The sequence below is a fragment of the Veillonella parvula genome, from assembly GCF_945949885.1.
Taxonomy (GTDB): Bacteria; Bacillota; Negativicutes; order Veillonellales; family Veillonellaceae; genus Veillonella; species Veillonella parvula_B.
This window is the reverse complement of the sequence record NZ_CAMFFZ010000009.1, coordinates 15311-35101: the sequence shown is the minus strand read 5'-3', so window position 1 is coordinate 35101 and position 19791 is coordinate 15311. Positions and strand designations below refer to the sequence as shown.

The 19791-nt window shown below is 38.3% G+C and carries 19 protein-coding genes; 6 read left to right on the top strand and 13 right to left on the bottom strand.

The features are described from left to right. Nucleotide 1 precedes the first annotated feature (1 nt). Nucleotides 2–664 (top strand): hypothetical protein, encoded by a 663-nt coding sequence (locus Q7O55_RS04205; RefSeq protein ID WP_303928681.1) that lies wholly within the window; start codon nt 2–4, stop codon nt 662–664. Between the two features lie 110 nt (nt 665–774). Here Q7O55_RS04205 and Q7O55_RS04200 read toward each other — a convergent pair whose 3' ends face one another. Beyond that, nucleotides 775–2028, bottom strand: coding sequence for an ATP-binding protein (locus tag Q7O55_RS04200; RefSeq protein WP_303928679.1), 1254 nt, complete (start codon nt 2026–2028; stop codon nt 775–777). Nucleotides 2029–2273: 245 nt separating this feature from the next. On the opposite strand from Q7O55_RS04200, the gene Q7O55_RS04195 reads away from it, so the two are divergent. Beyond that, a complete protein-coding gene (locus Q7O55_RS04195) occupies nt 2274–2561 on the top strand; it encodes a cupin domain-containing protein (protein ID WP_303928677.1) in 288 nt (95 codons plus the stop codon). Nucleotides 2562–2614: 53 nt separating this feature from the next. Here Q7O55_RS04195 and Q7O55_RS04190 read toward each other — a convergent pair whose 3' ends face one another. The 10 genes from Q7O55_RS04190 to Q7O55_RS04145 all read right to left on the bottom strand — a co-directional run bounded on the left by Q7O55_RS04190 (nt 2615) and on the right by Q7O55_RS04145 (nt 11238). Next, nucleotides 2615–2911 (bottom strand): nitroreductase family protein, encoded by a 297-nt coding sequence (locus tag Q7O55_RS04190; RefSeq protein ID WP_303928676.1) that lies wholly within the window; start codon nt 2909–2911, stop codon nt 2615–2617. Nucleotides 2912–3019: 108 nt separating this feature from the next. Next, entirely contained in the window at nt 3020–3478 is a 459-nt protein-coding gene (locus Q7O55_RS04185; protein ID WP_303928675.1) for an OmpH family outer membrane protein, read from the bottom strand. 277 nt (nt 3479–3755) lie between these two features. After that, nucleotides 3756–4133: a GerW family sporulation protein gene (locus Q7O55_RS04180; RefSeq protein ID WP_303928674.1), complete on the bottom strand. Its 378-nt coding sequence runs from the start codon at nt 4131–4133 to the stop codon at nt 3756–3758. Nucleotides 4134–4210: 77 nt separating this feature from the next. Then, the gene (locus tag Q7O55_RS04175; RefSeq protein ID WP_303928672.1) at nt 4211–5344 is read right to left on the bottom strand and encodes a hypothetical protein; all 1134 of its coding nucleotides are present in this window, start codon (nt 5342–5344) and stop codon (nt 4211–4213) included. 29 nt (nt 5345–5373) lie between these two features. Continuing rightward, nucleotides 5374–5952, bottom strand: a complete 579-nt coding sequence (locus tag Q7O55_RS04170; protein ID WP_303928670.1) for a cob(I)yrinic acid a,c-diamide adenosyltransferase — start codon at nt 5950–5952, stop codon at nt 5374–5376. Between the two features lie 209 nt (nt 5953–6161). Then, a complete protein-coding gene (locus Q7O55_RS04165; RefSeq protein WP_303928668.1) occupies nt 6162–7118 on the bottom strand; it encodes a M23 family metallopeptidase in 957 nt (318 codons plus the stop codon). Nucleotides 7119–7127: 9 nt separating this feature from the next. After that, nucleotides 7128–7649 (bottom strand): DUF4446 family protein, encoded by a 522-nt coding sequence (locus tag Q7O55_RS04160; protein WP_012865035.1) that lies wholly within the window; start codon nt 7647–7649, stop codon nt 7128–7130. Between the two features lie 178 nt (nt 7650–7827). Further along, on the bottom strand, nt 7828–9198 hold the full coding sequence (gene hydF / locus Q7O55_RS04155) for a [FeFe] hydrogenase H-cluster maturation GTPase HydF (protein WP_303928665.1): 1371 nt from the start codon (nt 9196–9198) through the stop codon (nt 7828–7830). 191 nt (nt 9199–9389) lie between these two features. Continuing rightward, on the bottom strand, nt 9390–10319 hold the full coding sequence (locus Q7O55_RS04150) for a ParB/RepB/Spo0J family partition protein (protein WP_303928663.1): 930 nt from the start codon (nt 10317–10319) through the stop codon (nt 9390–9392). A 148-nt stretch (nt 10320–10467) separates the two neighbouring features. Further along, complete coding sequence (locus tag Q7O55_RS04145) at nt 10468–11238, bottom strand: ParA family protein (protein WP_303928661.1); 771 nt, start codon at nt 11236–11238, stop codon at nt 10468–10470. A gap of 180 nt (nt 11239–11418) precedes the next feature. On the opposite strand from Q7O55_RS04145, the gene Q7O55_RS04140 reads away from it, so the two are divergent. The 4 genes from Q7O55_RS04140 to Q7O55_RS04125 all read left to right on the top strand — a co-directional run bounded on the left by Q7O55_RS04140 (nt 11419) and on the right by Q7O55_RS04125 (nt 16723). Next, the gene (locus tag Q7O55_RS04140) at nt 11419–12150 is read left to right on the top strand and encodes an IS30 family transposase (protein WP_303928658.1); all 732 of its coding nucleotides are present in this window, start codon (nt 11419–11421) and stop codon (nt 12148–12150) included. Between the two features lie 447 nt (nt 12151–12597). Beyond that, entirely contained in the window at nt 12598–13365 is a 768-nt protein-coding gene (locus Q7O55_RS04135; protein ID WP_303928655.1) for a methionine synthase, read from the top strand. Nucleotides 13366–13412: 47 nt separating this feature from the next. Further along, complete coding sequence (locus Q7O55_RS04130) at nt 13413–15851, top strand: homocysteine S-methyltransferase family protein (protein ID WP_303928652.1); 2439 nt, start codon at nt 13413–13415, stop codon at nt 15849–15851. Between the two features lie 14 nt (nt 15852–15865). After that, nucleotides 15866–16723 carry a methylenetetrahydrofolate reductase gene (locus tag Q7O55_RS04125; RefSeq protein WP_303928649.1) on the top strand — a complete coding sequence of 286 codons (858 nt, stop codon included), beginning with the start codon at nt 15866–15868 and terminating at the stop codon, nt 16721–16723. 257 nt (nt 16724–16980) lie between these two features. On the opposite strand, the gene rsmG is transcribed toward Q7O55_RS04125, so the two are convergent. Both rsmG and mnmG read right to left on the bottom strand, forming a co-directional pair. Beyond that, nucleotides 16981–17733 (bottom strand): 16S rRNA (guanine(527)-N(7))-methyltransferase RsmG, encoded by a 753-nt coding sequence (gene rsmG / locus Q7O55_RS04120; protein WP_303928646.1) that lies wholly within the window; start codon nt 17731–17733, stop codon nt 16981–16983. A gap of 118 nt (nt 17734–17851) precedes the next feature. Further along, entirely contained in the window at nt 17852–19723 is a 1872-nt protein-coding gene (gene mnmG, locus Q7O55_RS04115; protein ID WP_303928643.1) for a tRNA uridine-5-carboxymethylaminomethyl(34) synthesis enzyme MnmG, read from the bottom strand. Nucleotides 19724–19791 lie beyond the last annotated feature (68 nt).

The following is a 19791-nucleotide window of genomic DNA, read 5'->3' as shown; positions in this document are numbered from 1 at the left end:
TATGTCCGCATTCTTAGGTCACATCCATTACTGGTTATATCGCAAAATTCAATTGCTCGTTGAGCGTGAAAATTTGATTTTAGAAAAAACTTCTAAAGTTGTTGATGATTTGGCGGAGGAACTACACTCTATCTCCGTAGATACATACGGCGAACCAATTAATCCAAGCATTCCTTTGGAAAACATCATCGACCACGGCAATATTCACGGCTGGTTAGCTAACCAAATCAACATTGCTTCCGTTCGCGAAGCGGCTTTCATCAAAGACATGCTCGACACAAATTCTGGCGATGAAGCAGTACACGTAGTAACCGCTATCCTCGATGCCTTTGCAGTACAAGGCCAAGCATGTGGCGTTGTGGCTCAAGACAGCCTTGAAGAACACACTGCACCTGCGATTTACAATGCGTTACAAAACTTCTACGTAAATGGCATGCCTTGCGATGGTGGTGACCAAGTGGTTTCTGAAAGCCCAGAAGAATTTACCTGGGTTGGCGACCACAGATTACAAGCAGGCTACTGGCGTACAGCGGGCGTTGACCCTAAATTCATGGCATTAGCCTACCAAACATGGTTCGAAGCTTTTGTGAAAGCTATCGATCCAGCCTTTGAACTTGTAACAACAGAAGAAAACGGTACACGTTTATATACAATTAAGAAATAATAAATACATAACATTTCGTTTGTTTAGGGACTATAAACGAACGAAAACGGACAAAAAAGCGAACGTAAAACTTTACGTTCGCTTTTTATCTTATTATTTATATTCTATAATTACTTAAGAGTATATGTAGTACCACGTCCTAAACCTTGTTTTCTTAAAAAACCTGATTTCACTAATTTATTAACAATTTGTAATACCTTCGTTTTTCCAAATCCAGTATACTCTACTAATTTTCCTGAAGGCAAAGCCTTAAATTGTAGAATATCATATATTTTCTTTTCATCAGCTGTTAATTTATCCAAATTTTGTTCAATGACAGGTAAAATGATTCTTATCGAGTTTTCTGAAATATCAAATTGTGGTTTTATAACACTATTTCTATAAGCCTCTTGAATACGTTGTATACCAGTACCATAACGCTCAATAATGTCTAATCGAAAAAACACATTCCCAATGATAGGATTTCTAAGGGTAGAAATTTGCCCTTCTAAATATTGAGATTCTCCTAATCCTTTTGGTAAACCTCCATGCGATACAATTTCAATATAATCATCAAACATAGAAATTTTAGTATGAGCTGGTATATCCCAAGCACGATGAACCAATGCATTAGCAATAGCCTCTCTAAATGCCGTCTCAGGTATACGTTCATATTGATTACGAGATGATCCTTTTATTTCACTATATTGATAGTAACGTCGATACATGATTAATGCTTCATTATAATAGTTTAATAATGATGTATGTTCAATTGTATTTCTTTCCAAGAAAACACTTATAGACTCACCGAAACGAGCCATATCTATACCAGAGAATGAATTTTCATCCGCTAATAGCTCACCAGCAATAGTATATCCTTCATTCAACCGATATAATTCTAAGGTAATTAGTAGATCTCGAGTTAAAGCAGATATCCCTATAATAGATTTACAAGCATCTTCTAGTACAGTAAATTGTAAATCTTGACGTTTAGAAACTAAACTATCAAATGAAAGATTCTCTCCCTCCATAACTAATCGCTTCAATTCAATTGTATCTACTGGTATTGAAGCACTATCACCACGTCTATATGATTTTCCATTATAAAAATAAGGTGTATCCTTACCTTTTTCCACAGTCAAAGTTATAACATTAGTAGTTTCATCAATATCGAAACTAAAATTAGGAATTGGTATAATACTATCATTAATTTTGTTTTCAATAGATAAACATGCTTCTTTTGGATTATCTATACCAACAATATCCCCATTATCTTTTATTCCAAACCGGATTATTCCTGTTCCATAATTTGCATAAGCACTTACAGTTTTTAAAAATGTATTAGTAACTGATTCTTTAAATTCTAAGGTTTTAGTTTCACGCATATTATCACCCACCTTCTTATATACTATATCATAAAACGGGCGTAAAAACGAACGAAAATATTTTCGTTCGTTTTTACGCCCGTTTTAAATCTATATTATATATATTTCTTTCAAAACTGTAGCTATAGGCACAGCATTGATAAGTAATATCATTTATAATACAATCATAAGGTAATTACACAATGTAAAATTAAGTGTTAGCGTAAGCTTTCAGAACATAAAAAGCTAGAATTAGGAGGTCTATTATGGCAGGCACAGTTAATCAAGAATTAGGTTTATTATTCCAAGGTCCTAACTATGTAATCGTAAAAAAAGGCGGCAAAGCTGGTGAAAAAGTTGAAAAACACAACCACCCAGAAGCTAATGTCATTTTTACAATAGTAAAAGGTAAAGTACAAGTACTTCTTAACGAAACGGAAGAACATGTACTCGTACCAGGCCAAGTATTGGAATTCAACGGCGATAACTACATCCAAGCAACACTTGTAGAAGACAGCGAATTCGTTGTAAACCTCATTCACAAACCTGAATAAAATACCAAAGGACAGTTAATACAAGCAACTGTCCTTTTTATATGGTGTATGTATTAAAAAGAAATAATATAGTTATTAGGTTTTATATAGCTATCTAGTGGTTCAGTTATATCCATAGTTATTAAATACCCACAAGATGGTGCATTAAAGTGACCATTTGTGCAGCCTTTTAGTTTGTTTAAGCTCTCTTCAGTATTTAATACAAGCAGTCTTTGCGGCTGGTAGTTATGAGCCGTAGGTGCTAATCTAGCTACTTCTAACAAAATATCTACCTTCTCTTGCTCCACTGGTCGAGTATCGAATTTTCGAACCGAATACCGCTCTGTGGCTAATGCTTTAAATTCTTTCATTAAATCTCACTCCTTTATCGAATTTATCAAAATATATTTTAAACAGTAAGTATCCCATACAATAAACTACCCCCTATCTGATTACTCAGTTAGGGGGTTTTGTGCTTATTATTTTTTAAGACGGCTAATTACTTCGTTAGTAATGTTTTCGATTTTGCTGTTTGCGTCAGCAGCACGAATTGTGTATGGATCATCCAATACTACGTCCATTTGTTTTTCAACACGGATAGCTTCAACAGTGTTATGAATTGCTTGCATCATAGGTTGAGCAATTTTATTGATTTCTTCGTTTTCTTTTTGAAGCAATGGAGCTACAGTTTTGTTGAATTCTGCTTCTGCTTGTGCAGCGTCTTTAATCTTTTCAATTTCTTGTACTTTTTTTTCAATTTGTGGACGGTATTGAGCGTCTACTTGTTGCATTTTCATATCTAATGCACCATAGCCAGGGTAGCTATTTACTACTTGGCTCATATTTACTAAGCCAATGTTAGCAGCACTTGCTACTGCAGCAGTAGCAGATATAGCACCAACGATAGCTAAGGTAGTCAATTTTTTAGATAATTTCATCTGAAATCCTCCTCGATTAAAAGTGTCACTATACAATCCAATAGTGTACTATTTTTACTATAACAAATCTTGCTAACTTTCACAAGACTATGATAAATAGCATAATAAAGACCTATGAACTACTTATGAAAGTGAGAACTTAAAATAACACCCACAAGCATACTCTGAAACCCTTAAAGCAGTCGATACAGACATATTCAGAACACACATGTGGGCATTTCGGCTTTCACCAATTATTTATAATTTATCATCAAATAATGGTTGATTATTCACCGAATTATTGTTCATCATTTAAATAGATGTATTTATCGGATTTCAATTTAGATACAAGATCAGGCACCAACCCGATAAGGCGATCAAAGCTGCTGCTGTAAGGGTTGCCCTTAATGTTGAACAATTCGATGCGGTCACCTTTAATAACAAGGATTGCACTTGGTTCCATTTTGGCACCACCGCCACCGCCACCACATTCTTGATTTTTATTAGCTGTACTATGGTTCGTACCAGTACCAAAACCAAAGGTTACGTCAACGAATGGAACGAGCGTGGTATCTCCGATTTGCACAGCTTCACCAACTACAGTTTCCACTTTAATCATATTTTTAAACTTCTCAAATAGGACTTCCAAATTCTCTTTTACATTACTGTTCTCCATCACAGTACCTCCGCTTTTTGTGAAAGTATCATAGCTATAATAATACAGCTCATATACTCAATTGACATAATATATCCTTACGCTGTTTGGCCTTGTGCGGTTTTTAGCTTTTCTAGTTGCTTTGCTTCCTTCCGTTTAACCCAGAAGACACGAGCACTTTCACCCAATAGGGAACGCATAGGTTTAGATACCAAAAATCTAGTACCATACCACGCCAATACGGCAAGAATCATACGACCTTTGATATAACCACTGCCTTCAGCTACCCAGTTCACATAATCTATCTCAATAGACTCTGCTTGCTCAGGCCAAATGCTATACAACATAGATGCAATAAGCCCCATCCGATACGGATCGCCAATACCAAATCGGCCCTCTATAGCCATATCACGTGGTTTAGAGTGGTTATAGCATCGTTTCGACACAAGGAATATCTGACGCCACAACTCTGTATTTCTCAAGTGTTTCATGAACCAGAATGTAGGAATTTCAGACTTGAATGATGCTACCGGATCATTAGGATCAGGCTTTCCAAAACGTTGTTTCACAGTCGTTTTAATATCATTTACCTTCGTAAATACCTTTTCCTTGATAGATCCGTCACTATTAAAAGTAACACGACTTACTACTTCATCATCATCTTGAATGTGAGCCGTTGGATCTTGTTGAATCGAGTCATATCGATCAGCACGAGCTTGTGCATCCATATCCTTAGATGCCGCATCAGGTCGTTCAATACGTTCCTTTGGACTAGGTGAAATACCCGCCCCTGGTGATTCATCATCACCAAAGGTTGTACTAGAACCTCGAGAGCTCTTCAAATCATCAAAGCTTGTGCCGCTAGAGCTTGCTGACGGACCTTCTCCGCCTCCTTGCATAGCCTTTGCGAAGACTTCTCCCATGTCGCCATCGTCGTCCATTACCTTATGGTATTCTTCGTCTACTCGATTTTCAAGCCATTGTTCATAATCTTTCACAGGACCGATCTTAAGTACACCTAAAACGTATAATTCCTTAAAAAATGGTTTATTTTGAATGTACGCTAAGTGGAGTGAAAATACGCGCCACAGCCATTTGATGCGCAGCTCGCCACGATACGGTGTACGTCCATCAATTTCGATGCTATATGTGATTGGTGTCAGTAGGATAATTAAGATGAGTGCTACAATAATGGCCAGGATACTGAGGGCCACAATAGCCACTGTACTCAACCACATCACCTCCTTAGGTGTTCCTATGATTAGTTTTCAATACCTTTTCGAGCCATTACGCCTTGAAGGTAGTAATGTTTTATCTCTTTCATTTCCGTTACAAGATCTGCCTCATCGATCAACTCTTGAGGAGCCCCTCGGCCCGTAAATACGAGTTCCGTTTCTGGATGGCGAGCATCGAGTAAAGCTTTAGTTTTATCCCATGTAATGAGTTCAAAGAAGAGAGCCATATTGTACTCATCAAGTACAACGAGATCGTACTCACCACTGCTAATCGCAGCGAGTGCACGTTCATAGCCTTTTTCAATGAGAGCTACATAATCCTTCGGAGGATTACCAGACTCAAAGACAACGACTTCATCGCCCCATTTAGCAAGTTCATCCTTACTCTTCATCCCTTCTTTGATGATAAAGAATGGCTTGCCCACCGTTTCTAACGTTAAATTTGTTAAGGTAGGTAAAATAGTATGTTCACTATATACTTTAGATTTCATAAATTGTAAGAAGAGGACGTTCTTGCCAGCGCCGATAGCACGAATAGCTAGGCCAATTGCGGCAGTCGTTTTGCCCTTGCCTTCACCGGTATAAACTTGTACATAGGCCTTCATAGATATACCTCCGTTCATATACTTTTATTTTACAATATATATATACAAAAAGAAAGAAAAAGAACTTGCTATTAGTGCATTTACACGCATAGCAAGTTCTTTTTTATTAAAATGTATTAGATTATTTACCTCACAATTAGAAAATTGTATAACCATCAATTACAACGCAAGCTTATATTGTGGCTAATGGGGATACAATCATAAGGTCACTAGTTGCTAATTGGCAAGAAAATCATAGGATCTACAGGCGCACTATTGAGGCGTACCTCGTAGTGAACGTGGGCACCTGTACTTTTACCAGTACTACCCATCAAGGCTATGGTTTGACCTTGTTTCACGCTCATCCCTACCGTTACCAATACGGCACTATTATGGCCATAACGAGTAACAAAGCCATTGCCATGGTCGATTTCAACGAGGTTACCATAACCGCCGTTTGTATAACCCGCAAAGGTTACCACCCCTGCCGCAGTAGCTACGATTTGGGAACCATAGTCATCGGCAATATCGATACCTTCATGGAATGCACCAATAGCACCCGTAACAGGATCAACACGGCTACCAAATGGAGATGTAATAACACCCTTACTCGGCCAAATACTAGGTGTCGTACTATTCACAGCACCACCAGAACCAGCGGAGAAGTTGATGGATTGTAATGCCATCAAATCTTGTGCGCCACCATCACGAAGAATATTGCGCATCGTATAGAAGCTAACAAGCAATTTTTGTGCTTCCTTATCCATTTTGGACAGTCGAGCCGATAATTGTGCCGCTGTTAACGTCTGTACTTCGCTATTATCAGCGGCTTCCTGCTTTGGGTCGCTACCATCCCCGCCACCTTGAGCTGGTGTACCAGATTCAGCACCCTTTAACATTTGCTTATTCTCTTCACTAATTTGGTTTAAGTTTTGAATTTTCTTATCCAGAACCTCTGTTTTTTGTTGTAACAATTTCAACTGTTCCGATTGCAATTGCGTTTGTTGTCGTAATTGCACAACCTCAGCCTGACGCACGATGCCCCAAATACCGAGTACCAATGCCAAGACCAATACTACAGAACCAATAATGGCAACGAGTTTCGCTTGTTTGGTAGTTAATGTCAATATGCAGTTGTCACCATTTCTTTCAACTTTGTTTGAAATGAATACCGGTAATTTCAACATAAAACTTCCTTATTTCGAGACGATAGCGCTCGTCAACGCTTCCTCATTGGTACGCTCACCCAACGCTTCGTTCAAACTTTCTAATTCCTCTTGTGAAAGACTTACTAAACTTTTACCTTTCACAATAGGTTTACTAAAAATACGAGATTCATTACGACCGTAAATACTGGAGATACAGATGCCATTATTGTTGCCATCTAGCAAGGTAAGAGCAAAGGACAAATCATTCCCGATATTTTCAAAGGCATTATACTTAATAAAGCCAATTTTTTGTATCGTATTGCTCTGAATATTGCGGATTGCCACTTGCTCGGATAACAAGGACTCAAGGCCCTTCGCAGCATCGCGAATTTCACTAACCTCTACAGATAATTTACGTTCTAGGCTCGCACCATGCTCCCCTTGCATAAAGAAATCGTATTTCTTTTTCAAGCTACCTAAACGGATGTGTAAGATTACACAATATACGAATAACACTATAACAAGAACGATGGTAACCATGCCTATCCACGGTTGAATCGATTCGAACATGTATTTTCCTTCCTATACAATCATCAAAACTCCAACAGTTAATTATACCACTTCTATTGTGAAAGTTAAATGACTGCATGCAATTTAATTTAATATACCTAATATAGATAAACGATACCTATGTAATAATTTATATAACAAGTATGTATGTATCAGATACATATTACAATGCTATGTTTTAGCCCTCTAGTTCGTCAACAAATGGGCTTATTGCTCGTTCTAGTATACCATGTAGGGATGCTATGAGTACACCGTAATTTACGATGGGCGTACCTTGCACAACAGCACATTCAATACGTCGCAACACCTCACGGCGTGTGAGCATACAAGCTCCACAGTGAATAATCAAATCATACCGCGATACATCTTTAGGGAATGCTCCCCCACTAGTGAATTCTAACTGTAAATCTGTATGACCTTGATTCTTTAAAAGATTAGGTATTTTTACAGTCCCAATATCATCGCATTGACGACGATGTGTACAACCTTCACTGATAAGCACCTTGGATCCAGCTTTCAAATTTTTAACAGCCTTAACACCAGTTACTAAATCCTGTAATTTCCCCTTGAACCGTGCCATCAAAATAGAAAAGGACGTCAATGGAATCGAATCGGGGGTCAACTCATCAACCCGATCAAATGCTTGGGAGTCGCAGATTACCATTTTAGGTGGATTCTTAAGAGAGTGAATCATAGCCGGTAATTCTTCTGTTTGACAGACTAATGCTAAGCCTTTGTGATCGAGAATTTCTCGGATAGTCTGCACCTGTGGCAAAATAAGTCGCCCCTTTGGTGCAGCACTATCGATAGGACATACAAGAATAATTGTATCCCCCTCTTCAACTAAACCTTGTAAAAGAGTTTGCTCCCCTTCTACATCAAGTGGTGTTAGCCCACCGAGTAGATCAAGCAACTCTAAGCGCTTAGCATCAGATGTGAAGTCAGCGGAACCAATAACAGTAGCTAAGTCTGATAAGCCTGTATGGGCAGCTATATAGCCCTCCCCCACTATAACTTTTCCGACACTATCTTTAGAATCATCTAAATTGTTTGTAACCTTACTTATATTGTCTACGGATTCTTTTATAGTTCCTTTAGACTCTACTATATTCTCTTTAAGCTCATCTATATCATTTTTATATAAATGCTTATCGAATTTAGTCGAATTAATTTCATTTATAAAAAGTGCGATAGGTACATTATTTTGTTTTAAAAGACCTAACCAATGCATATCATCCGAAGTTGGTTCTTCATCAGTGCGAAGTACATAAACAGCAAGATTGATTTTTTTCAGAACCTCTTCTGTTTTCTCCATGCGCAATGTACCTAATTCAGTTGTATCGTCTATACCAGCTGTATCAGTAATCACCACAGGGCCGAGTGGCAAGATTTCCATAGCTTTACTCACAGGATCAGTTGTAGTCCCTGCCACATCGGACACCAACGATACAGGCTGATCAGTTAGCATATTAATCAATGTAGACTTCCCCGCATTACAACGGCCAAAAAAACCAATATGTATACGATTTGCCTTAGGTGTTTTTTCCATAACCTATCCTCGTTACTTAACCTTCATATATATTGCAAAATATATTATAAAACTTCTTACGCCTTATCTTATTATTTAATAATTCTCTTACATATAGTAAAAGCGCAGCCCATTGACTACGCTTTCACCGTAAAATGTATATTGCTATTATTACTATTGCTATTGCTATTGCTATTGCTATTGCTAGCCAATTATACTCTAAACTCCATTGTTACAGTATCTTCTGTTTGATCTTGACCGTCCATATATGCAATAAGTCTTTCTAATTCAGCTTCAGAGGAGAAAGCAATTTCAATTTTCCCTTGCACTTTTTTGCCTGCACGGAATTTAATATTCACAGGGGACCCTAAACTTAGTTTTAAACGATCCATTAAAGCACGAACTTCTGCCGTATTTTGAGGTTTACCAGCCTTTGCTTTAGATGATTTATTTTGCATAGACTTAACAAGGATCTCGGCCTGTCTAGCGCTTAATTCACCCTCTTTAATACGTTCAGCTGCTTCCATTTGTTGAGCTGCACTTCTTAAAGCTAATAATGGACGAGCTTGACCAACCGTCAAATCACCTTCGATTAAATCCTTTTGTACAGAATCACATAATTTTAAAAGACGAACCATATTAGCAATATATGAACGGCTACGGCCAAGACGAGCAGAAATCATTTCTTGCGTTTGCTTATAGATATCCATCAAACCTTGGTAGGCCAACGCTTCTTCAATTGGATCTAGCCCTTCACGTTGTAAGTTTTCTACAAGAGCAACCTCTGTCATTTCTTCTGTACTATATTTTTTAACAATAACTGGTACTGTTTTCAATCCAGCAATCATAGCAGCACGATAACGGCGCTCACCAGCCACAATTTGATATTTATTTTTTTGTTTACGAACCACAATAGGTTGAAAAATACCAAGATTCTTGATTGATTCGGCCAATGTAGCTAGACTATCTTCATCAAAACTTTTACGTGGTTGATCTACATTTGGAACTAACTCAGAAATCGGCAGTTCATGTATCTCCTTTTCAGGCAATACAGAATCTACAGAGTCAACCTTCATTAAATTCTCAAGGCCCTTTCCCAATCCGGACGCTTTGCTTTTCTTGCTTTTAATTTCTCTTGGCATGCAACTAACCTCTCTCGACCTTACAAATATTTACCAATTATAAATAAGTAAATTTCTTAAACTATCAAAGAACCAATTTATTTAACATTTGATACCTACTTATCACCAGATGCTTACTTAACTTTAAATACTAATTCAGTTTTACTACTTATTTAGCTTTGGATGCTTTAATTACCTCTTTAGCTAATTTCGTATATACATCAGCACCTTTGGATTTTGGATCATATACAATAATTGGCTCCCCATAACTAGGTGCCTCACTTAAACGTACATTACGAGGAATAATTGTTTTATATACTTTATTACCAAAGAATTTTTTTACTTCATCGGCTACTTGAATAGATAAATTTGTACGACCATCAAACATAGTCAATAATACGCCTTCAATTTCAAGATCTTTATTGGATGTTTGTTGTACAATTGTTATCGTTTTAACTAATTGACTAACTCCTTCCAATGCGTAAAATTCACTTTGAATCGGAATCAATACACTATCAGCAGCAGTGAAAGCATTTAATGTTAACAACCCGAGAGATGGAGGACAATCTATAACGATAAAATCATATTTATCTCGTACTGACGCCAATGCTTTTTTCAACATTGTTTCACGTGAAACAACGGAAACTAATTCTACTTCAGCACCAGCTAGTTGAATTGTTGCAGGCGCCACAAATAGGTTTTCAAGCATTGTAGGTTGTACAATATCAGCAATTGGTTCTCCATCAATTAGAACATCATGTACACAGAGCTCTAAATCATCTTTTTCAATACCCAACCCAGAACTAGCATTACCTTGTGGATCCAAATCAACCAGTAGCACCGTCTTGCCTGCATCAGCTAAACAAGCACTCAAATTTACTGATGTTGTAGTTTTACCAACACCACCTTTTTGATTAGTAACAGCTATAACTTTGCCCACTTAATTCACCTCACAGCTTCGTTCAAAATATTTCTTTTCCATTATAACATAAAACAATGCGAATTACGGTATTTATAAATGATGAATTGTAAAATATATTGCGACAAATAAAAAGACTCATATTGGAGATCTCGTGTAAAATGTAAATAACCACAAATACATGACACGGAGGTCTCTAATATGAGCTATATACATCTTACCATAGAAAAACGAAGTCAAATAGAAGTTTTACGAAAAGAAGGATACTCTGTTCGTAGAATTGCTAGCTTAATCGGTGTTCACCATTCTACTGTAGCAAGAGAATTAAATCGCGTTGAAGGTGAATATTCTGCGATTAAAGCACAACAGTTAGCAATTAGTAAGTCTGCTAATAAAGGCAGACCGACAAAGTTAACCCCTCAATTAGCGGCTTTAATTGAATCCAGGTTGCAGCAAACTTGGTCTCCAGAAGAAGTAGTTGGTGCTGAATTAGTTGGAGTTCTAAGCTTTAAGACGATATATTCTTGGATCCATCGTGGTTTTCTTGCTGTAACAGAAAAAGTACTTCGCCGAAAAGGCAAAAAGCCTGGTACACAAGAAAAGCGTGGACGCTTCAATGTGAAAAAGACCATTAAGGACCGATCTCAAGAAGTTGAAAACCGTAAGACTTTTGGTCATTGGGAACTAGACACAATAGTGTCTTCCAGAGGTCAAAGTAAATTTGCTGACGCCTATGCAGCATGGCAACGTGGCTCTAATGAAAATAGTAATGGTTTACTTCGAGAGTTTTTTCCTAAGAAAACCGATTTAGCTAAAGTAACACTAGATAAACTAACAGAAGCACTAGTGCTGATTAATAATCGACCTAGAAAATGCCTTGGGTTTAAAACACCCTTTGACATGTTTAAACATGAGATTAGAAAATTGATTTAATTTTGTCGCATTACTTATTGCAATCCATCAAATCAAATTCTTTATAATTATATATTTACAATATTATTTTTACTTACACTCATAAAGCTTATAGATAAATAGCTTTATCAATATAGTTGCAATACAAAATTTTTTATTGTTTCACGTGAAACATTAAATTAACGTTAAATACATAAAAGCTTCATCGTCAATAACTTTTATGTCCAAAAAAGCATTCTGATATAACTTCAAACTATATCTATATGCTACTAAATTATATGAGAATACAGGTCCTATATACTTTGACAGGTATTATCCATATCTATATACTATTAGTTAGATAGTAATTAGATTAATAATCTTAAGAGTCTAGAAAAATTACTTTATAAGATTTATATACAATTGATAACAGTAAGCACATGCTCTACGGACACGCAGAGCTTTTTATTTTGAAGAGGAGGCGTTTCAATGCCCATCTATAACGGAATGCTTCCTGCCATCGACAAAGCAGAAGTAAAACGATACGCAGGACTTCGTCACGCTGAGGATTTCCCACAAAACTATGTTGACGAAGCATGTAAGGAAATCCAATTATTGGCTACACCTAGAGGTGTATATCAAGAATATGATTACGATGCAGAAACAAAGACTATTTTAAGTAATCCACCCCTAAAAATTGAAGGTTCTATCATCGAAAAACATCTAGAAAAATCTACTAAAGTATACGTATTGGGCGTAACAGTCGGAGAAGATGTAGAAATTCGTAGTGAGCAGTTATTTAAACAAGGTAACTATACGGTAGGTTTATTACTTGATGCAGCGGCGACAACTGCTGTAGAACAGGTAGCTGATCAGGTAAACGAAGTAATCAATACAATTGCTAAAAAACAAGGCTATAAGCCAACCTGGCGTTTTAGTCCTGGTTATGGCAACTGGCCACTAGAGATTCAACCTGAATTAGCTAACATTATTAAAACCGAGCTAATCGGCTTACAAGTTACAGAGAACTATTTATTATTCCCACGTAAATCTGTAACAGCTATCATTGGTTTAATGCCAGCAAACGAAGATATTAAAACAAAAAGAGGTTGTACATCTTGTTCACAACAAGACTGCACTTCTCGTAAGTTACCAGAGAAAGCAACAGTCAGCACCCAAGATGGGGGAGAAGAGGAAGGTAGTAAAACTACAGCCGACGTTTCTGGTATTGCCATGAAAGGGCAACCAATACAATAGTGTTTCACGTGAAACATTTTAATTTAGGATGTTAAAGGAAGATATTTATGTATATATTTGACGGAGCTATGGGCACAATGCTTCAAGCTGCAGGCTTAGAAGAAGGCTATTGCCCAGAACTATTTAATATAGAAAGACCAAAAGTAGTAAAAAATATTCATTCACAATATTTACTTCATGGCAGTGATATAATAAGCACCAATACATTCGGTGCTTGTGGTCTTAAATTAGAAGATTATAACTTGCAAGATCGCGTAAGAGAAATTAATATTGCAGCTGTGAAGGTAGCAAAAGAAGCCATTGCAGAGACGAAACCAGCTGCTCGTGTAGCAGGCTCTATGGGTCCTACAGGTCGTTTTTTACAACCATTAGGCAATATGAGCTTTGACTCCATCTATGATACATATCGTGAACAAGCCGAAGCATTAATCGAGGGTGGCGTAGATTTTATTATTATTGAAACTATCATCGACGTACAGGAAATGCGTGCCGCTTTATTAGCCTCTCTAGATGCTCGTGAAGCAGCGGGAAAAACAAAAGAAGATATTCAAATCATCTGTCAATTTTCTTTCAGTGAAGACGGTCGTACTATTACTGGTACACCGCCAGCAGTAGCAACTACTATCGTAGAAGCTATGGGTGCAGATATCATCGGTATCAACTGTTCTCTTGGACCTGAACAAATTACACCGCTAATCGAAGAGATTGCAAGCGTTACAAACTTACCTATAAGCTGTCAACCAAATGCCGGTATGCCACAATTAATCAACAAGCAAACTGTATTCCCACTTACAGCAGAAGAAATGGGCCCATTGATGCTCGATATCGTTGATGCAGGCGCTAGTTATGTTGGTGGTTGCTGCGGGACGACACCAGTTCATATCCAATCTATTTCCAATGCCGTAAAAGCACATACACCTAAAGAGCGTCGTACTCATATCGAACCGAAAACAATTATTACAAGCCGTACTAGATTGTTAGAATTAGGTCACAATACAAAACCGCTTATCATTGGTGAACGTATTAACCCAACTGGCCGTAAAGTACTTGCTCAAGAATTACGCGATGGTTCTTTCATCCGTGTTAAACGGGATGCATTAGATCAAGTAGAAGCAGGCGCAGATATCCTCGATGTAAACATGGGCGTAGCTGGCATGGATCAATCTCCTTTAATGGAACGCGCTATTTTCGAATTATCGATGCTCGTAGAAACACCTTTATCCATTGATACATTAGACCCAGCAGCTATGGAGGTAGCTCTTAAAAACTACCCAGGCCGCGCTCTTATTAACTCCGTAAATGGGGAGGAGGAGTCCATCACTCAAGTTATGCCTTTAGCAAAACGTTACGGTGCAGCATTGCTTTGTTTACCATTATCCAGTGGTGACCTTCCTGAAAAAGCAGAGGACCGCGTTGCTTTAGCTGAAAGCATCGTAAATCGAGCTTATGACTATGGTCTACAACCACATGATTTATTACTCGATCCATTGGTATTAACACTTGCCAGCGGTGAGGATAGTGCTCGCCAAACATTGCGTACACTACAATTATATAAAGAAAAATTTGGCTTCCCAACAGTAATGGGCTTGTCCAATATTTCCTTCGGTATGCCACAACGTCCATATTTGAATGGTCAATTTTTAACAATGGCCCTTGCATGTGGCTTAACAACACCGATTATGAACCCGTTAAACTATCCAGCCAAAAAAGCCTTTGTGTCTAGCACAACGCTTTTAGGTTGGGACCCAGGTTCTGCTGAGTTCATTAAAGAATACGGCTACGAAGACGAAACAAATGCTCCTGGTAACGCTGCACCTAAAGGTCCAGAGAAAAAATCCTTCGATAGTAATGATCCTTTAGCAAACATCCGCGCTTGCGTAGAGCAAGGGGAGAAGGAAGCTATCGTTGACCTTGTAAAGAAAGCCTTAGCTGACGGCATGGATCCATTAGATATTACGAAAAAAGGCTTATCTGAAGCGATGAACGTAGTAGGGGACAAGTTTGGTTCTGGTAAACTATTCTTGCCACAAGTAATGCTTGCGGCGGAAACAATGCAGGCTGCTTTCAACACCATAAAAGAAATTATTCCTGCTAGTGAAAGCCTAGATAAAGGCACGATCGTTGTAGCTACAGTTAAAGGCGACATCCACGATTTAGGTAAAAATATCGTAGCAGCCTTGCTCGAAAACAACGGTTACAAAATCGTCGATCTCGGTAAAGATGTTGACCCAGAAGTTATCGTGCAAGCCATTAAAGATAACAAAGCGGCCCTCGTAGGTATTTGTTCCTTGATGACGACTACAATGCCACAAATTGACAATACCATCGCTGCTATCCGTGCGGCAGGCCTTAAAACTAAGGTCATGGTAGGTGGTGCCGTAGTATCTCAAGACTACGCAGACCAAGCGGGCGCAGATATCTATGCTAAAGATGGTATCGCTGCCGTTAACCACGCTAACGATTTCTTTGAAACATTAGAAAAATAATAACGAGGTACATGATGACATTAAGAGAAAAACATCAACAAGGGCAGTTTACCATTACTGTTGAATTAGATCCGCCTAAAAGTAGTTCTGCGGAAAAGATTTTTGAACAAGCGGCTCGTTTGAAAGGGAAGGTGGATGCCATCAACATCGCTGACAGCCCAATGTCTAAAATGCGCATGAGCCCAATTTCTCTTTCTTACTTGTTGCAACACAACAAAGAAATCGAAACTATTTTTCACCTTACATGCCGCGATCGCAATATTATCGGTTTGCAATCCGAATTGCTTGGCGCAGCAGCGTTGGGCGTGCACAATATTTTGACCCTAACTGGTGATAAACCAGATAATGGGGACCATCCATTTGCACAATCCGTATTCGAAGTCGATTGTATGGGCTTGCTCAATATCGCTAAGACATTAAATGCTGGCAAAGACCTTGCAGGTAACGACCTAGACGTTCCTACAAACTTTTACATCGGTGCCACTGGTAATCCTGGTGCTCCAGATCTAGAAATTGAACGTCAAAAATTAGCTGCTAAAATTCAAAATGGCGCGCACTTTGTACAAACACAACCAATTTACGATTTAGAACAAGCAAAGCGCTACATCGATAAGATGTCTGAGTTCAATGTGCCTATCATGCTCGGCTTGATTCCACTTAAAAGTTTCAAAATGGCTACATATCTCCATGAAAAAGTACCTGGAATCAACCTTAAACAAGAAATCTTAGACCGAGTAGAAAAAGGCGGCAAGGAAGCTGGTACAGAAATCGCTATCGAAACACTTGAACAAATCAAGAAAATTGCTTCAGGCGTACATATTATGCCTTTAAATGATATCGATACAACCTTATATATTATTGATCACGTATAAGATGTGTGAAACAGGAATACTTTCTTTTCGCCTCCATAGCTAGCTAAGTCGGCTCGAAAAAAGTATTCCTGTTTTTTTACTATCAACTATAGAGGGACAAAAATATATCCACTGTCGTTGTAAACGATAGCATTTAATAGGCTAGCGGAGAGAGGAAAGGAAAAGAGGATACAAATCATAGATTTGCATCCTCTTATTGTATTTGTATACCATTATAAGTTTTTATTAGGTTTTTATGCCATATGTACTAGTAAAGATTATACTAATGGTTTGTCTTTAATGTCTTTTGGTTTCCGTGGGAATTGTTTTGGTGTTTTTCCCGTTTTCTTTATATACAGGATTACTCGTTTATCGTCCAAGGTTGGTAATGTAACGGTTCTTACTTCTTCGATAGTAGCTTTAAGTGTATTAAGGGCTTTATTGGATTCACCAACTTCTTCTTCGTAGATAGCGCCTTTTAAAGCAACCACGTAGCCGCCTTCTTTTACATATGGCACAGTCCATTCTAAAAGAATCGGCAAACGTGCCACGGCACGGCTCGTAGCAATATCAAAGCTTTCACGGTAATCTTGATGACTCAAATCCTCCGCACGTCCGTGTAAGGTAGTACAGTTTGTCAGTTTTAGTTCATCTATAATCAATTCCAAAAAGTTAAGCCGCTTTTTTAAAGAATCGAACAAGGTAACCTTGAGGTTACGATCATAGATAGCCAACGGAATACCAGGAAAACCTGCGCCCGTACCAACATCGATGATAGACATACCAGATTTGATGATTTCAGGATCATAACAGGAGAGGGAGTCAATCATATGCTTAATCACGACCTCTTTCATGTCTGTGATACCCGTTAGATTGAGATATTTATTTGTTTCAATCATATGCACATAATACAAGTAAAAGTCTTTTGCTTGCTCTTCCGTACAGGGCAAACCAAAATGACTCATTTGCTCCATCATATATGAAACAAATTCAGACAGAGGTGCTATAGGCACATCGTATTTTTCTTTCATAAGTACTCCTAATGAATTATCTGATATGTATACGACAATAAGATCTGTAGGAAATATCTTTTAAAAAGTTCATATAAAATGCATGTTATTACATGAATTCATGTTATTGCATGCTATTTTATTTACTTCTGTTGTATTGTTCAAGTTGAATTAATAGAACAGACACGTCCGCAGGGGAGACACCAGAGATACGGCTTGCTTGACCGATGGAGTGAGGACGAATCTTGTTGAGCTTTTGTTGAGCTTCAAGAGAAATGCCCTTAATTTCTGTGTAGTCCCATTCTTTTGGAAGAATTTTTTCTTCTAGTTTGCGAACTTTATCGACTTGGTCCATTTGCTTTTTAATGTACCCTTCATAGGTAATGGAAATATCGACAGCTTCCTCTACGTCAGGTGTATAGCGTTTCAAACCAAATGCATCGGCCACGATAGCATAGGAGAGTTCGTTACGTTTTACCAAGTCATACGCATGAATGCCTGTTTTAATATGTGCAGTGCCCAAGGTTTCAAGCAAGGCTTGCGTTTCTTTGGATGGATTTACAGGTGTGTTTCGTAAAAGCTCCCTCGCTTCTTCAATATTAGCTTTTTTAGCTATAAATTTAGCCCAACGATCGTCTTTTACAAGACCGATTGCACGGCCTTTTTCTGTAAGACGCAGGTCTGCATTATCTTGACGAAGCAATAGACGGTATTCACTGCGGCTTGTCATCATGCGGTACGGTTCATTTGTACCTTTTGTTACAAGATCATCGATAAGAACACCGATGTACGCTTCGGAGCGAGCAAGGATGAACGGTTCCTTCCCTTGAATCCACAATGCTGCGTTGATACCAGCCATGAGGCCTTGAGCAGCCGCTTCTTCATAGCCAGATGTACCGTTGGCTTGACCTGCAGAGTAGAGACCTTCAATATGTTTCACTTGAAGCGCTGGCGTCAATTGCGTTGGGTTCAAGCAATCGTATTCGATAGCATAAGCAGGGCGCATGATTTCAACATTTTCAAGGCCTGGAATGGTACGCAAGAAAGCATATTGTACGTCCATTGGAAGAGAGGTGCTCATACCTTGTACGTACATTTCATTTGTTCCTGTACCTTCAGGCTCAACAAAGAGTTGATGGCGTTCTTTATCGGCAAAGCGTACCACCTTATCTTCGATAGAAGGGCAGTAACGAGGGCCAACGCCTTCGATTTTACCGCTGTACATTGGAGCACGATGAATATTACTATGAATGATTTCGTGCGTTTCTTTATTAGTATAGGTCAACCAACATACATCTTCATTACGATTAATCCATTCATCCATGAAGGAAAATGCGTGATGATGTGCATCGCCTTCTTGAACTACCATATTTTCGAGGTTTAAAGTACGTTTATCTACACGTGCTGGTGTACCCGTCTTAAAGCGCATCAATTCAATACCATTATCGAGTAAGGATTGAGAGAAATGTTCCGCTACGCGTTGACCATTTGGACCGCCCACATAATCGATATCACCGATGAGGATTTTACCTTTCAAATAGGTACCTGTACAAAGAATAATAGCCTTAGCGCCATAAAATTCACCAAGCTCTGTAACGATACCTATTACCTTATCATCCTCAACCTTAAGTTCTGTCACCATGATTTGCTTAACATTGAGATTATCTGTATTCTCCAATGTTTGTTTCATCAAATGTTGGTATTTAATCTTGTCGGATTGGCAGCGCAAAGAATGAACGGCAGGTCCTTTACCCATATTTAGCATACGCATTTGGATAGCTGTAGCATCCGCATTGATACCCATTTGACCGCCTAATGCGTCAAGTTCATAAACAAGATGGCTTTTACCAGGACCGCCAACGGCAGGATTACATGGCATAAGCGCAATGTTATCTAAACTGATGGTCGCCATCAACGTACGATGACCCATGCGGGCAGCGGCGAGAGCCGCCTCACAACCAGCATGACCACCGCCAATGACAATGACATCATAATTATCTACTGTGTACATATATGTTCCTTACTATCTATATAAATCTAGTTAATACTTATTAGTTCTAGAGTCCAGGTCGCTCGCTG

Bases quoted from the DNA above. Each gene is read 5' to 3' on its own strand.
- Q7O55_RS04205 (WP_303928681.1), top strand. From the start codon at position 2: ATGTCCGCATTCTTAGGTCACATCCATTACTGGTTATATCGCAAAATT.
- Q7O55_RS04200 (WP_303928679.1), bottom strand. From the start codon at position 2,028: ATGCGTGAAACTAAAACCTTAGAATTTAAAGAATCAGTTACTAATACA.
- Q7O55_RS04195 (WP_303928677.1), top strand. From the start codon at position 2,274: ATGGCAGGCACAGTTAATCAAGAATTAGGTTTATTATTCCAAGGTCCT.
- Q7O55_RS04190 (WP_303928676.1), bottom strand. From the start codon at position 2,911: ATGAAAGAATTTAAAGCATTAGCCACAGAGCGGTATTCGGTTCGAAAA.
- Q7O55_RS04185 (WP_303928675.1), bottom strand. From the start codon at position 3,478: ATGAAATTATCTAAAAAATTGACTACCTTAGCTATCGTTGGTGCTATA.
- Q7O55_RS04180 (WP_303928674.1), bottom strand. From the start codon at position 4,133: ATGGAGAACAGTAATGTAAAAGAGAATTTGGAAGTCCTATTTGAGAAG.
- Q7O55_RS04170 (WP_303928670.1), bottom strand. From the start codon at position 5,952: ATGAAGGCCTATGTACAAGTTTATACCGGTGAAGGCAAGGGCAAAACG.
- Q7O55_RS04165 (WP_303928668.1), bottom strand. From the start codon at position 7,118: ATGTTGAAATTACCGGTATTCATTTCAAACAAAGTTGAAAGAAATGGT.
- Q7O55_RS04160 (WP_012865035.1), bottom strand. From the start codon at position 7,649: ATGTTCGAATCGATTCAACCGTGGATAGGCATGGTTACCATCGTTCTT.
- hydF (WP_303928665.1), bottom strand. From the start codon at position 9,198: ATGGAAAAAACACCTAAGGCAAATCGTATACATATTGGTTTTTTTGGC.
- Q7O55_RS04150 (WP_303928663.1), bottom strand. From the start codon at position 10,319: ATGCCAAGAGAAATTAAAAGCAAGAAAAGCAAAGCGTCCGGATTGGGA.
- Q7O55_RS04140 (WP_303928658.1), top strand. From the start codon at position 11,419: ATGAGCTATATACATCTTACCATAGAAAAACGAAGTCAAATAGAAGTT.
- Q7O55_RS04135 (WP_303928655.1), top strand. From the start codon at position 12,598: ATGCCCATCTATAACGGAATGCTTCCTGCCATCGACAAAGCAGAAGTA.
- Q7O55_RS04130 (WP_303928652.1), top strand. From the start codon at position 13,413: ATGTATATATTTGACGGAGCTATGGGCACAATGCTTCAAGCTGCAGGC.
- Q7O55_RS04125 (WP_303928649.1), top strand. From the start codon at position 15,866: ATGACATTAAGAGAAAAACATCAACAAGGGCAGTTTACCATTACTGTT.
- rsmG (WP_303928646.1), bottom strand. From the start codon at position 17,733: ATGAAAGAAAAATACGATGTGCCTATAGCACCTCTGTCTGAATTTGTT.
- mnmG (WP_303928643.1), bottom strand. From the start codon at position 19,723: ATGTACACAGTAGATAATTATGATGTCATTGTCATTGGCGGTGGTCAT.